The sequence below is a fragment of the Limimaricola variabilis genome, assembly GCF_014195545.1.
GTDB lineage: Bacteria > Pseudomonadota > Alphaproteobacteria > Rhodobacterales > Rhodobacteraceae > Limimaricola > Limimaricola variabilis.
In genome coordinates this window covers 581,717-595,931 of sequence record NZ_JACIBX010000001.1, presented here as the reverse complement: position 1 = coordinate 595,931, position 14,215 = coordinate 581,717, and the positions used below count along the sequence as shown (strand labels likewise).

Genomic DNA, 14,215 nt, shown 5'->3' with positions numbered 1-14,215 from the left:
AATTGCTCCCCTCTCGTCGTAGAGCGCCGGGCGGCCCGGCTCAAGCGCCGGTGGACCGCTGGCCATCGGCGGACGTCCGGCCTAGGTTGAACCGCCCGCCGCCAGCCCCGGAGCCCGCCGATGCGACGCCTGTCCAAGACCGACGCCAATCTCTCCGGTCAGCCGGTCAAGGGCTGGGACACGATCCGGCAGGTCATTCCCTATCTGTGGCCTGAAGGCGAGGCTTGGGTGAAACGGCGCGTGGTGCTCGCCGTGTCGCTGCTCGTGGTGGCCAAGCTGATCGCCGTGGCGACGCCGATCTTCTACAAGGCCGCCGTCGACGCGCTGGCGGGCGAGGGCGAGAGCGCGGCGATGCTGCTGGCGCTCGGTGCGGCGGGGTTGACGGTGATCTACGGTCTCGCCCGGCTCGCCAATGTCGGCTTTCAGCAACTGCGCGACGTGGTGTTCACCCCGGTAGGCCAGCGGGCGCTGCGCAAGCTCGCCCTGCGCACCTTCCGGCACATCCACGCGATGAGCCTGCGCTACCACATCAGCCGCAAGACCGGTGGTCTCAGCCGGATCATCGAGCGCGGGGTGAAGGGCGTCGAGTTCCTGCTGCGCTTCCTGCTGTTCTCGATCGGACCGCTGATCCTCGAATTGCTGCTGGTCGCGGTCGTGCTCTTCTTCCTGTTCGACGTATGGTACCTCGTGGCCGTACTGGTCACGATCGTCCTCTACGTCGCCTTCACCTTCAAGGTGACGGAGTGGCGGGTGAAGATCCGCAAGCAGATGAACGACCAAGATACCGACGCCAACCAGAAGGCGATCGACAGCCTGCTCAACTTCGAGACGGTCAAGTATTTCGGGGCCGAGGGCCGCGAGGCGGCGCGTTACGACTCCGCGATGGAGAAATACGCGGCCGCGGCGGTGCGGACCAACTACTCGCTCGCCTTCCTCAATTTCGGCCAGTCGCTGATCATCACCGGCGGGCTCGTCGTGGTCATGGTGATGGCGGCCATCGGCGTCGAGCGGGGCGATCTGACGGTGGGCGATTTCGTCATGGTCAACGCCTACATGATCCAGATCACCATGCCGCTCAACTTCCTGGGCACCGTCTACCGCGAGATCCGGCAGGCGCTGATCGACATGGCCGAGATGTTCGATCTGCTGAACCAGCCGCCCGAGGTGACCGATCGGCCGGGCGCCAGGCCGATCGAGGTGACGCGCGGCGAGATCGTCTTCGACGAGGTCACCTTCGGCTACGAGGCGGCGCGCGGCATCCTCAAGGGCGTGAGCTTCACCGTGAAGCCGGGCGAGACCGTCGCCATCGTCGGCTCGTCCGGTGCCGGGAAATCGACCATCGGCCGGCTTCTGTTCCGCTTCTACGACGTGACGGGTGGCGCGATCCGCATCGACGGACAGGACCTGCGCGAGGTCACGCAGGACAGCCTGCACGCCCGGATCGGCGTGGTGCCGCAGGACACGGTGCTGTTCAACGACACCATCCTCTACAACATCGCCTATGGCCGCGACGGCGCCACCCGCGAGGAAATCGAGGCGGTGGCGCGCGCCGCGCAGATCCACGATTTCATCATGTCGCTGCCGGAGGGCTACGACACCACCGTGGGTGAGCGGGGGCTGAAGCTTTCGGGCGGCGAGAAGCAGCGCGTGGGTATCGCCCGCACGCTGCTCAAGGATCCGCCGATCCTGCTTCTGGACGAGGCGACGAGCGCGCTCGACACCGACACCGAACGCGAGATCCAGGGCCAGTTGCGGGCGATGGGGCAGGGCCGATCAGTGATCACCATCGCACATCGCCTGTCCACCATTGCAGATGCCGATCGCATCGTCGTGCTGGAGGCCGGAAAAGTGGTGGAATCCGGCACGCATGAGCATCTTCTGGCGCTCGAGGGGCGGTATGCGCAGCTCTGGTCGCGCCAGCAGGCCGAGGAAGCCGAGGCCGCGTGATTGCCAAACTGAACCGAGCGGTCTAGCTTTCGCTCGAGTCGTCCGCCGCGTGCGGGCCATTGCCGCTCCGCGCCTGTGCGCGGCGTTCAAGGACAGCCCTATGTTATCCCCGATGTTCCGCACCGCGTTGGTGCTGGGCCTGCTCTCTGCCGTGGGCCCGTTCACGATCGACATGTACCTGCCGGGCCTGCCGGGTCTCGCCGCCGATCTCGGCGTGGATGAGGCCGCAGCGCAGGCGACGATCAGCGCCTATTTCCTGGCCTTTGGACTGGCGCAGCTGCTCTATGGTCCGATGGCCGACGCGGTCGGCCGCAAGACGCCCGTCTATATCGGGGTCTCGGTCTTCCTCATCGCCACCATCGGCTGCGCGCTGGCGCCGACGCTGCCTTGGCTCGTGGCCTTCCGGGCGCTGCAGGGCTTTGGCTGCGCGGCGCTGATGGTGGTGCCGCGCGCCATGGTGCGCGACATGTATACCGGCCACGAGGCAACGCGGCTGGTGGCGATGATCATGCTGGTGATCTCGGTCTCGCCGATGCTGGCCCCGCTCTCCGGGGCGATCATGATGACCTTCACCGGTTGGCGCGGTATCTTCGGCGCGCTGGCGGTCGTCGCCGGGTTGGCGCTGCTGCTCACCATCTTCGCGCTCAAGGAAACACTGCCCGCCGAACGCCGCCGCCCGGTCCGCCCGCGCATCCTCGCGACCTCGGCCAAGCGGCTGTTCCGCGATCCGACCTTCATGGCGCTGACCTTCGTGTCGGGCTTCGGTATGGCGAGCTTCTTCGTCTTCATCGCGAGCGCCAGCTTCGTCTACACCGCGCAATATGGTCTCACCCCGCTGCAGTTCAGCCTCGCCTTCGCGATCAACGCGATCGGCTTCTTCGGCGCGAGCCAGTTCGCTGCCACGCTGGGGCGCCGGATCGGCCTGACGCGGATGCTGCGGCTGGCGCTGTCGGGCTTTGCCTTCTTCAGTCTGACGCTGCTGACCCTGACGGCGGCTGGCTATGCATCGCTGCCGGTCCTGATGGGCCTGCTGCTGTGCGGCAATGCTTGCCTCGGTCTCGTCATCCCGACGAGCCAGGTCATGGCGCTCGACCCGCATGGCGAGATCGCCGGGCTGGCCTCGTCGATGGGCGGCACGCTGCAGATGCTGACCGGCGGGCTGATGGTGGCGGTCACCGGGCCGTTCTTCGATGGCACCGCCCTGCCGATGGTCGCGGTGATCGCGGGCTGCGCGGTGATGGCGCTGGGCCTCGCGCTGCTGGCGCTGGGCCGAGGGGAACGCACGGTGCAGGCCGCCTGAGCTGGGGTGGAGCGCTCTCGCGCCCCTTTACTCGGCGGCGCGCAACTTCGGGGCAGGGCGGGGCAGCGGACCATCGCCGTCCTCCCAGATGATCTCCGGCGCCTTGATCCGCCGTGCCTCGCGCCGCAGCGCCCAGTCGCGCGCGGCCTTGCTGCCCCGGCCCATCGAGAGCCGCGCCAGCAAGCGTGACATCCAGTGGGCATAGCGCGCGGCCCAGATCCGGAGCGACAGCATCGCCGGGGTGAAGACCAGCGTCAGCACCGTGGCGATGCCCAGGCCGAACACCACCGCCGTGGCGAGCTGCTTCCACCAGAGCGCGGTCGGGCTGTCGATCGTGTAGCCGCCACCGAAGAAGTCGAGGCTGAGCCCGAACATCATCGGCGCGAGGCCCGCCATGGTGGTCACGGTGGTGAGGATCACCGGCCGGATACGATCCTCGGCGGTGCGGATCACCGCCTCGGTTCGCGGCATGTAGCGCGCGTAATCCTGGTAGGTGTCGATCAGCACGATGTTGTTGTTCACCACGATCCCGGCCAACGCGACGATGCCGGTGCCGGTCATGATGATCGAGAAGCTCTGGTCCATCACCAGCATGCCGATCAGCACGCCCGCGGTCGACATCACCACCGCGAGCAGCACCAGCACCGCGTTGTAGAAGCTGTTGAACTGCGCCAGCAGGATGATGAACATCAGCCCCAACGCACCGGCGAAAGCCGATTGCAGGAAGGCCTGGCTCTCGGTCTGGTCCTGCTGGTCGCCGGTCCATTCCCAGTCGATCCCCGGCGAAAAGGGCGCCTCCTCGACCCATTCGGTCAGGGCGGCGATGCGCTCGTTGGCGTTGACCGGCACGCGGGTCACCTCGCCCGAGTCGATCCGTGCCTGCAGCGCCGGGTCGATCGCGTCGTCGCGCAGTACCCGGCTCTCGCCGTCCTCGATCAGCTTGACCAGACCGGGCAGCACGTCCGCCTTGACCTCGAAGTAGCGGCGCTGGTCGACGCGGTTGATCTCCGCGAGCTTGGCGACCGGGGTGCGGGTGACGAAGTTCGACAGCGGCACCAGACCGTTGGGCGTGCGCACCCGCAGGCTGTCGAGCGTCGACAGGACCCGGTCCTTTTCGGGCAGCCGCACCCGGATCTCGATTTCCTCGTCCGAGCTTTCGACCCGCATCGTGTCGAGCAGGATGCCCCGGGTGACGAGCTGCACCATCGCGCCCACCGTGGCCACGTCGGCGCCGAAGCGGCCGGCCTTCTCGATGTCGACGTCTATCTGCCAGTCGATGCCCGGCAGCGGTAGCGTGTCCTCGATCAGCGTCAGCCCCGGCGTCGCCTCGAACCGGGTGCGGAGCTGGGCCGTGGCTTCGCGCAGCGTTTCGAAATCCTCGCCGGTGAGGCGCAGGTTCACCGGCTTCGAAGAACCGGGGCCCATGGCGAGATCGAGGATCTCGATGCGGATGCCGGGAATGGCGTTGAGCGCCGCCTGCAGCCGCTCCAGTACCACGTCGCCGTCGAGCGTGGCGAGGTCGAGCTCGTTCTCGCGCGCATAGGCGGGGCGCTCGTCCCAGGGCACCAACTCGATCTGAAGCTGGCCCACCGCGTCGGCCGGCCCGCCGGCGCCCGCGGTGTTGGAGTTCAGCCCGCCATCCCCGGCAAAGGCAAAGACCGAGCGGATGCCGGGAAAGCCCACCACCACGCGTTCGGCCTCGGCGACGATCGCGTCCTTCTCGGCGAGGCTGAGATTGCCACGCGCCTGGACGTAGATGATCGCCTGCTCTGGCTCGGTCGGCACGAAGAACTCGACGCCGTTGTTGTGGGTGCCGAAATAGCTGAAGGTCGAAGCGACGAAGATACCGACCGCGGCAATGGTGACGAGCGGCATCACCGGGTTTCCGGCGATCAGCGCGATGACCCGGCCGAAGAGGGTGCGGCGATAGCCCGCGCGCACCCGCTTGGGCGCCCGGACGATCCGCGCGGCCCCGCCAAAGATCGTGGTGGCGATCGCCCCGACCAGCGCGAGTGCCAGCCCCGGTGCTGCGTCGAAGAGCCCCTGGGCAGGGCGGGCCTCGCCGGTGAGGTAGCCCGCGTTGAGCGCCAGCATCAGCCCGACGAAGATCAGCCCGGCCGCTGGCGGCACGAGCGCGGCGCGGACCACCCAGGGCAGGCGACGCCGCAGCCGGTCCGACAGCCGCCCGAAGCCGCGGCTCAACCGGCCCAGCACGCCGCCCATCACCGGCAGGTAGATCAGCGCCACTACCAGCGAGGCCGAGAGCACGAAGATCAACGTGACCGGCAGCATCCCCATGAACTGCCCCGCCACGCCGGGCCAGAACAGCATCGGCAGGAAGGCGCAGAGCGTCGTGGCGGTCGAAGACACCACCGGCCAAAACATCCGCTTGGCGGCCTCGACATAGGCGTGCATCGGGCCGACGCCCTCGGAAATCCGCTTGTCGGCATATTCGACGACCACGATCGCGCCGTCGACCAGCATGCCGACCGCGAGGATTAGGCCGAACATCACGATGTTGGAGATGGTGATCTTCATCACCGCCAGCAGCGCGAAGCACAAAAGGAAGGAGGTCGGGATCGCGAAGCCCACCAGCAGCGCCGGCCTTGGGCCCAAGGCTGCCAGCACCACAATCATCACCAGCGCGATCGCGGTCAGCACCGAGCCTTCGAGCTGGCTGACCATCGAGGCCACGTTGCGGCTCTGGTCGTTAGAAGTGCCGACCTCGATGGCGCGGCGTAGCTCCTCGGGCCAGGAGGCGCGCTCGGCCGCGACCGTTTCCCGGACCAGCGCGGCGGTGTCGATCAGGTTGAACCCGCGCCGCTTGACCACCTGCAGCGCCACCGTGGTTCGGCCGTCGAAACGCGCGGTCGAGGCACGGTCCTCGAAGGTGAGCCGGATCGTCGACAGATCGCCCAGCGTCACCACCCGGTCGCCATTCGTCTTGATCGGCAGGTCGTAGACATCGCCCGGATCGTCGAAGCTCGACGGGATCTTGACCGCGAAGGAGCCCTGCGCGGTTTCGACCTCGCCGGCCGCGATCAACAGGTTGTTTTGGGTGACGACCTGCAGCAGCTCGGCGGCGGTGACGTTGTAGGCCTCGAGCCGGAGCGGGTCGATCTCGACCTCGAGCATCTCGTCGCGCTGGCCCACCAGCCCGGCCGAAAGCACCGGGTCGAGCGCCTCGAGCCTGTCCTGCAGGTCCTTGGCGACGCGGATCAGCGTCCGCTCGGGCAGCGGGCCGGTCAGGTTGACGATGATGATCGGGAATTCCGAGAAGTTGATCTCGTTGACCGACCAGCTTTCGGCCCCGTCGGGAAACTCGGCCTCCGCAGCGTTCATCGCGTCGCGCACATCGGCCATGATCTTGGTCTTGTCCCAGCCGAACTCGAATTCAAGCGCCACGCCGGCATAGCCCTCGGCGGCGGTCGCGGTCATGCTTTCGAGCCCGTCGAGATCGGCGAGCCGCGTTTCCATCGGCCGCACCAGGAGCTGCTCGGCGTCCTCGGCCGAAATGCCGGGGAAGGGGACCGAGACGAACAGCGCCGGGATCTCGATGTCGGGCTCGCCCTCCTTGGGCAGGCCGACATAGGCGGCGCCACCGGCGACCAGGCTCAGCACGATGAAGGCGAGGATCATCCTTGCCCGCGATGCGGCCCAGTCGACGATGCCGGTCATCGCGACGTCTCCCGGAAGCTCGGGGCGACGGGGACGCCGTCGGTGACATATTCCTGCCCGACCACGATCACCTCCGCCTGCGGCGCGAGCCCGGCGACCAGCACCCCTTCGGGCGTGTCGCGCACCAGCTCGACCGGAACGAAGCGGGCCACCGGCGCCTCCTCGCCCTCGACCGTCCGCACACCAAGCCGCCCGGAATCATCGAGCGTCAGCGCCGATTGCGGCAGCAGATGCGCCAGGCCGCCCTCGCTTTCGACCAGGATCTCGGCGGTCTGGCCGTCGCGGATGCGCAGCTCTGGGTTGGGCACCTCGACCTCGACGCGGAAGGTGCGGGTGGTTTCGTCGGCCGAGCGGGACACGAAGCGTACCTCGCCAGTCAGCTCCTGACCCGAGGCCAGCACCCCCCTGGCGGCGGCGCCGACCCGGATCTTGTCGACGTCGACCTCGGGCACGAAGCCCACCAGCTTCACCGGGTCGAGCTGGACGATGGTGGCGCAGGGCGAGCCGGGCTGCATCAGCAGGCCCAGCTCGGCGGTGTCGGTCTCCAGAAGCCCATTGAAAGGCGCGCGGATCGACAGCTGCTCGATGCCGCGCTGGGCCGAGGCCACCCCGGCCTGCGCGGCCTCGATCCCGGCGCGGGCCGAGACCATGCTCGACTCGGCCGCCTGCACTTGCGCCGTCGCCGCCTCCAGCGCGGCCTCGGCGCTGATCACGGCGGTCTCGCTCTGGTAGCCGCCCTGGTTCAGCCGCCGGGCATTGGCGAGGTTGATCTCCGCCTCGCGCAGCCGGGCCCCGGCCTCGGCCTTGGCCGCCTCGGCGCTGGGTACCCGGCTCTGGGCCTCGGCAAGACGCGCCTGCGCCTCCGCCAGTTCGATCTCGCGGGTGCCGGGGTCGAGCTCGCACAATAGATCGCCGGCCTCGACCATCGCGCCCTTGCGCAGGGGCTCCGACGTCACCCGACCGGAGGTCTCGGCGCGCACCTCCACCTCGCGGGCCGCCTCTGAGCGGCCGCGCAACACCAGCGCGCCGTCGATCTCGTGCGCGGTGCTGCGCAGCGCCACCACGCCGATGCCCGGCGGCGGCGCATCGGCGGCCATGCCTTCGTCCTCTGCCCCACCCGGCGCGATCTGCGCGATCGCCAGCAGCCGATCCCGGTCGACGATCAGCAGGTATAGAAAGCCGGCCACCAGCAGCGCGGTGAGGGCGGGGATCAGTTTCATCTCTCGTCCTTCCGGGAAAGCCCGCCCGGCGGTCGGGCGGCCGTCGCGGGCGATCACGAGGCTGAACCGCCCGGTTCAGAATAGGCCGACATCCGCTTTCGCTCAATCGTCAAGCTTGACCCGCGACATGGCGCCACGGGAACCGGCCGGCGGGTCTTGTCGCCCCGGTCGGGCTTGCGATAAGACGGGCCGGAACGAGAGCAGCCGCGGCGCCATGGGCGTTCGTACGAAGGACACAGCGCCACGGCGCAACCCGAGGGGAACCAGGCGTGAGCAATCCCGACAGCTTCATCGACGAAGTCAGCGAAGAGGTCCGGCGCGACCGGCTGTTCGGATATCTGCGCCGCTATGGCTGGATCGGCCTCGTCATCGTGCTGCTGATCGTCGGCGGCGCCGCCGCTTGGGAATGGCGCCGCTCGCAGATCGAGGCGCAGGCGCAGGCCCGCGGCGATGCGCTGCGCGCGGCGCTGGCCGAGCCGGACGCCGCGGCCCGCGTCGCGGCGCTCGAGCCGGTGGCCCAGGCCGAGCCGGGCGCCCCTGTGGCGGCGCTGGCGCTGGCCGCCGAGCAGCAGGCAGCCGGCGAAAGCGCGGCCGCCGTCGCGACGCTCGACGCGCTGGCGGGCCATGGCGAGACGCCAGAGATCTACCGCGACATCGCGGCGCTGAAGTCGCTGCTGATCGACTCCGAGCGCACCGCCGAGGACCGGCTGATGGCGCTCGAGGCGCTGGCATCGCCCGGCGCGCCGCTGCGCATGCTGGCGCTCGAGCAGATCGCGCTGGTCCGGCTGGAGCAGGGCGACACCGAGGCCGCCATCGAACAATTGCGCGCGATCGTCGAGGATGCCGAGGCAACTGGAGACTTGCGCGACCGCGCCACAAGCCTGATGGTCGCGCTGGGCGTGACGCCCGAGACGGCGGCCCGTCCGGTGGCCCCGAGCGAATGAACGACAAGCGGCCGGGACAGGTCGCGCAGCATAAACAACAGAGGCGAGGGGCAGCCATGCGTCGCAGCGGAGTCATCAAGGTGGGAGCGCTCGCGCTTCTCGCGGGTTGCAGCCAGCCCGACGAGATCCTGCCCGGCGCCCGCATCGGCGTCGCCCTTCCGGGTGCTGCACAGCAGGCGGGCGGCAGCGCCACGCCGCTGGCGCTCGCGGCACCGGTCGTCAACGCGGCCTGGCCGCAACGCGGCGGCGAGGCCGATCGCGACATCGCCCACCCGGCGCTGTCGGGCACACTGACCCCGCTGTTCCGCACCCCCATCGGTGCTGCCGAAACCCGTCGCATCCGCATCACCGCCGAGCCGGTCGTGGCCGGCGGCCGGGTGTTTGCCATGGACGCCGAAGCCGGCGTGACGGCACTCACCACAGGTGGCGCGCCGCTGTGGCACCGCGATCTCGTGCCCGCCGCCGACCGTCCCGGTCAGGCCTCGGGCGGCGGCCTCGCCACAGATGGCGCACGGCTCTATGCGGTCACCGGCTTTGGCGAGCTGGTCGCGCTCGACGCGGCGACCGGTGCGCGGCTCTGGACCCAGGATCTGGGCGCACCGGGCGCCGGCGCCCCGGCGATCTCCGGCGACACGGTCTATGTAGTGGCCCGCAACGGTACCGGTCTCGCGATCGACGGGCAGAGCGGCAAGGTGAAGTGGCGCCTGAGCGGCGTCGAGGACGTGGCGCGCTACGATGGTGGCGCCGGTCCCTCCGTCAGCGGTGATCTCGCCGTGTTCCCCTTCACCTCCGGTGAAGTGGTCGGCGTCTTCCCCGAAGGCGGTCGGCAGCGCTGGTCGGCGGTCGTCGCGGGCCGCAGGCCCGGCACGGCAGCCGCGCGGGCGGCGAGCGGGATTTCGGGCGATCCGGTGATCGAGGATGGCCGCGTCTATGCCGGCAACGCCTCTGGACGTCTCTCGGCGCTCGACGATTTCACCGGCGAGACGATCTGGAGCGTTACCGACGGCGCGATCGGCCCGGTCGTGCCGGCTGGCGGAGCGCTGTTTTTCCTCAACGACGTGAATCAGCTGGTCCGGGCGGATGCCGCGACCGGCGCCGCTATCTGGCGGGTCGACCTGCCCGAGGGCGAGCCCGGCGGCCTGCTGCGTCGCGGCACGCGCTTTGCCCATTACGGACCGCTGCTGGCTGGCGGCCGCCTGATCGTGGCCGGCTCGGACGGCGCGCTGCGGCAGTTCGATCCGGTCTCGGGGCAGCTGCTCGCCTCGGTGCCGTTGGCCGGCGGCGCGGCGGCGGCCCCGGTGGTTGCCGGCGGCGTTCTCTACGTGACGACCTCCGACGGGGCGGTTGCCGCTTTCCGTTGACGCCGGTTCGGTGTATGGGGCCGTCTTCCGCACGCGAAAGACCCTGAGATGAGCTTCACCCTCGCCATCGTCGGACGGCCCAATGTCGGCAAGTCCACGCTGTTCAACCGCCTTGTCGGGCGCAAGCTGGCGTTGGTGGACGACCAGCCCGGCGTCACCCGCGACCTACGCGAGGGGCCTGCGAAGCTTGGACCGCTGCGGTTCACGGTGATCGATACCGCCGGCCTCGAGGTCGCCACCGACGAAAGCCTGCAGGGCCGGATGCGGCGGCTGACCGAGCGCGCCGTCGACATGGCCGATGTCTGCCTGTTCATGATCGACGCGCGCGCGGGCGTTCTGCCCGCCGACGAGATCTTCGCCGATATCCTGCGCAAGCGGGCCAAGCACGTCATCCTCGCCGCCAACAAGGCCGAGGGGCGCGCGGGCGCGGGCGGCCTGATCGAGGCCTATGCGCTGGGTCTGGGCGAGCCGATCGGCCTGTCCGCCGAGCATGGCGAAGGCATGAGCGACCTGCTCGCGCAGCTTCAGCCGCTGGCGGGCGAGTTCGAGGCCCGCGCCGAGGAAAGCGCGCCGGTCATGGATATCGACGTCGACGAAGAGGGCGAGACCGACGGGGACGCCCCCTTCGCGCCGACCCCCGAGCGGCCGCTCCAGGTCGCGGTGGTGGGTCGGCCAAATGCCGGCAAATCCACGCTGATCAACAAGATCCTCGGCGAGGAGCGTCTGCTGACCGGGCCCGAAGCCGGCATCACCCGCGACGCGATCTCGCTCGCGATCGACTGGAACGGCACGCCGTTCCGGATCTTCGACACCGCCGGCATGCGCAAGAAGGCGCGGGTGCAGGAAAAGCTCGAGAAGATGTCGGTCTCCGACGGCCTCCGGGCCGTCAAGTTCGCCGAGGTCGTGGTGGTGCTGCTTGACGTGGAGATCCCGTTCGAGCAGCAGGACCTGCGCATCGCCGACCTCGCCGAACGCGAGGGCCGTGCCGTGGTCATCGCCGTCAACAAGTGGGACCTCGAGGACGAGAAGCAGGACAAGCTGCGCGAACTCAAGGAAAGCTTCGAGCGGCTGCTGCCGCAGCTGCGCGGTGCGCCGCTGGTGACGGTGTCGGCCAAGACCGGACGCGGCCTCGAGCGGCTGCACGACGCGATCCTGCGCGCGCACGAGGTCTGGAACCGCCGCGTTTCGACCGCGCAGCTGAACCGTTGGCTCGTCGGCATGCTGGAACAGCACCCGCCGCCGGCCCCGGGCGGCCGCCGGATCAAGATGCGCTACGCCACGCAGGTCAAGACGCGTCCGCCGGCCTTCGTGATCATGACCTCGCATCCCGATGCCGTGCCTGAGAGCTATTCGCGCTATCTCGTCAATGGTTTGCGGGCAGATTTCGACATGCCGGGCACGCCGATCCGGCTCTATTTGCGCGATCAGGGCAAGGCGAACCCCTACAAGGGCCGCAAGAAGGCGCAGCCTTCGCGCCTGCGCAAGCACCTCAAGGATTGATCGAAGAGAGCGCCGCAAGGCGCTCTTTTCATTTGTGGATTCGAGCTAGTGCCAAGCCACCGATCACGGCGGCGAGGCTCGCGAGCGCGACGAGTCCCGGCACTGTCAGGCCATTGGCCGCGACGATCGCCACAAGCGCCCAAGCCACCGTCAGCCCGTATTCCGCCGCCTGCGGCCGACGCGACTGCACGAGGAGCGCCAGCAGGGTGGCGAAGATCACGCACAGGATCGCCCAGCCGGTCTGGCCCATGGCCAGCCCGTATCCCGCCGCCATCGAGCCGAGGCTGACGAAGCTCGCCGCCGACAGCCAGCCCGCGAAGATCCCGAATGGCACCCGGGCGAGCCAGACGTCGCGGCGGGGTGCGGCGAGAAAGGCACCGATCGCGCCCGCCGCCATGAGGAATATCGTGATCGTGGCCCAGATCGCGCTGGTATTGGCGATGGCGAGCCATGGCGTGCCGACGCCGAGCGCGACGAGGAGCGGCAGTCGCGCGCGATGCCAGTCATCGGCGTCGGCACGCTTCCAGACCCCATAGGCGGCGGAGACGATGAGCCACAGATAGATCAGCCCCCAGATCGCGAAGGCCCAGCCGGCGGGCTGCACCGGCGGGTCGATCTGCGGGATGGGAAGCTGGTCGGCGGTGAAGCCGGTGAAGGGCGAGGTGACCAGCGGCGCGGCCGCGAAGGCCAGTGACAGGGCGAGCACGGCCCAGGCGATGAGGGTTTTCATGACCCTACTACGCCCCGCGCCGTCCGGCGGTTCAACCGGGCGGCGCGGCATTCGTCGCGCGCGACGTTCAGTCGCGGCTCAGCTCGCCCTCGGCGGTGAGCCGACCGCGGCCGCCCAGATAGGGGTGGAGCACCTCGGGAAGGGTGACCGAGCCATCCTCCTCCTGGCCATTCTCCAGCACCGCGATCAGGGTGCGGCCCACGGCAAGGCCCGAGCCGTTGAGCGTATGCAGGAACTCGGGCTTGCCGCCGCCCTCGGGGCGGAAGCGGGCATTCATGCGCCGCGCCTGGTAGTCACCGCAGGTCGAGACCGAGCTGATCTCGCGGTAGCGGTCCTGCCCGGGCAGCCAGACCTCGATATCGTAGGTCCGGCGCGCGCCTGCGCCCATGTCGCCCGCGCAGAGCAGCATGGTGCGATAGGGCAGGCCGAGCTTCTCGAGGATCGCCTCGGCGCAGCCCAGCATCCGCTTCTGCTCGGCATCCGACTCGTCGGGACGCGTGACGGAGACCATCTCGACCTTCTCGAACTGGTGCTGCCGAAGCATGCCGGAGGTGTCGCGCCCTGCGCTGCCTGCCTCCGAGCGGAAGCACTGCGTGTCGGCCACGTAGCGGCGGGGCAGGTAGCTCTCCTCGACCATGCAGTCGGCCACGAGGTTGGTCAGCGTCACCTCGGCGGTGGGGATCAGCCACCAGCCGGTCGTGGTCTGGTAGCTGTCCTCGCCGAATTTCGGCAGCTGGCCGGTACCGATCATCGCCTCCTCGCGCACCAGCACGGGGGTCATGGTCTCGGTCAGGCCATGCTCGTCGACATGGGTGTCGAGCATGAACTGCGCCAGCGCCCGGTGGACCCGCGCGACGCCGCCCGACAGCACCACGAAGCGCGAGCCAGACAGCTTCGCCGCCACTTCGAAATCCATGCCGCGCTGCACCGCGGGAAGCTCGTAATGCTCCTTGGGCGCATAGTTGAACTGGCGCGGCGTGCCGTGACGTTTCACCTCGACATTGTCGTCCTCGTCGGCGCCGGCGGGCACGTCGTCGGCGGGCAGGTTGGGGATCGTCAGCAGCAGGTCGCGCAGTGCTGCGTCCTCGGCCTGCGCCTCCTCGTTCAGCCGGGCGATCTCGGCTTTCTTCTCCGCGACCAGCGCGCGCAGCCGTTCGAATTCGGCCTCGTCCCCGCGACCCTTGGCCGCGCCGACTTCCTTGGAGGCGCGGTTCTGCTCGGCCTTGGCGGTCTCGGCGGCGTGGATCTTGGCCCGGCGGGCGTCATCGAGCGCCAGGATCCGCGACGAGACGCCGGACAGGCCGCGGCGGGCCAGGGCGGCGTCGAAGGCGTCGGGATTGTCGCGGATGGCGCGGATGTCGTGCATGATTTCGTCCGTTTCGGATTGGGTTTGTAGGGGCCGTGGCCCGCCCCCATATGCACCCGAAGCGACGCCGTTGTGAACCGCCAAACCGGTCCGACGGCCGCCCGCGCCGCGCGGTGGACAACCCACCATGCCGGCATTAGGGTGCCGCGACTTCAAAGGAGGGGGCCGA

Annotated in this window: 9 protein-coding genes; 5 read left to right on the top strand and 4 right to left on the bottom strand. The window is 69.3% G+C overall.

The window, feature by feature from the left end; translation table 11 throughout:
- Positions 1–120 precede the first annotated feature (120 nt).
- Together FHS00_RS02835 and FHS00_RS02830 are read left to right on the top strand one after the other, a co-directional pair.
- Positions 121–1,947, top strand: coding sequence for an ABCB family ABC transporter ATP-binding protein/permease (locus FHS00_RS02835; protein ID WP_183469644.1), 1,827 nt, complete (start codon positions 121–123; stop codon positions 1,945–1,947).
- A 100-nt stretch (positions 1,948–2,047) separates the two neighbouring features.
- On the top strand, positions 2,048–3,247 hold the full coding sequence (locus tag FHS00_RS02830; RefSeq protein WP_246390952.1) for a multidrug effflux MFS transporter: 1,200 nt from the start codon (positions 2,048–2,050) through the stop codon (positions 3,245–3,247).
- Positions 3,248–3,274: 27 nt separating this feature from the next.
- On the opposite strand, the gene FHS00_RS02825 is transcribed toward FHS00_RS02830, so the two are convergent.
- Both FHS00_RS02825 and FHS00_RS02820 read right to left on the bottom strand, forming a co-directional pair.
- The gene (locus tag FHS00_RS02825) at positions 3,275–6,925 is read right to left on the bottom strand and encodes an efflux RND transporter permease subunit (protein WP_183469642.1); all 3,651 of its coding nucleotides are present in this window, start codon (positions 6,923–6,925) and stop codon (positions 3,275–3,277) included.
- Complete coding sequence (locus FHS00_RS02820; RefSeq protein ID WP_183469640.1) at positions 6,922–8,145, bottom strand: efflux RND transporter periplasmic adaptor subunit; 1,224 nt, start codon at positions 8,143–8,145, stop codon at positions 6,922–6,924. The genes FHS00_RS02825 and FHS00_RS02820 overlap by 4 nt, the downstream gene beginning before the upstream one ends.
- 269 nt (positions 8,146–8,414) lie before the next feature.
- Between FHS00_RS02820 and FHS00_RS02815 the strand changes: the two genes are divergently transcribed.
- The 3 genes from FHS00_RS02815 to der are packed head-to-tail and all read left to right on the top strand — an operon-like array spanning position 8,415 to position 11,950.
- Positions 8,415–9,089 (top strand): tetratricopeptide repeat protein, encoded by a 675-nt coding sequence (locus tag FHS00_RS02815; protein WP_183469638.1) that lies wholly within the window; start codon positions 8,415–8,417, stop codon positions 9,087–9,089.
- Between the two features lie 56 nt (positions 9,090–9,145).
- Positions 9,146–10,450, top strand: a complete 1,305-nt coding sequence (locus FHS00_RS02810) for a PQQ-like beta-propeller repeat protein (RefSeq protein WP_183469636.1) — start codon at positions 9,146–9,148, stop codon at positions 10,448–10,450.
- A gap of 48 nt (positions 10,451–10,498) precedes the next feature.
- Positions 10,499–11,950 carry a ribosome biogenesis GTPase Der gene (gene der / locus FHS00_RS02805; RefSeq protein ID WP_183469634.1) on the top strand — a complete coding sequence of 484 codons (1,452 nt, stop codon included), beginning with the start codon at positions 10,499–10,501 and terminating at the stop codon, positions 11,948–11,950.
- A 28-nt stretch (positions 11,951–11,978) separates the two neighbouring features.
- Here der and FHS00_RS02800 read toward each other — a convergent pair whose 3' ends face one another.
- On the bottom strand, positions 11,979–12,680 hold the full coding sequence (locus tag FHS00_RS02800) for a tryptophan-rich sensory protein (RefSeq protein ID WP_183469632.1): 702 nt from the start codon (positions 12,678–12,680) through the stop codon (positions 11,979–11,981).
- Between the two features lie 67 nt (positions 12,681–12,747).
- The gene (gene serS, locus FHS00_RS02795; protein WP_183469630.1) at positions 12,748–14,046 is read right to left on the bottom strand and encodes a serine--tRNA ligase; all 1,299 of its coding nucleotides are present in this window, start codon (positions 14,044–14,046) and stop codon (positions 12,748–12,750) included.
- Positions 14,047–14,215: the final 169 nt, after the last annotated feature.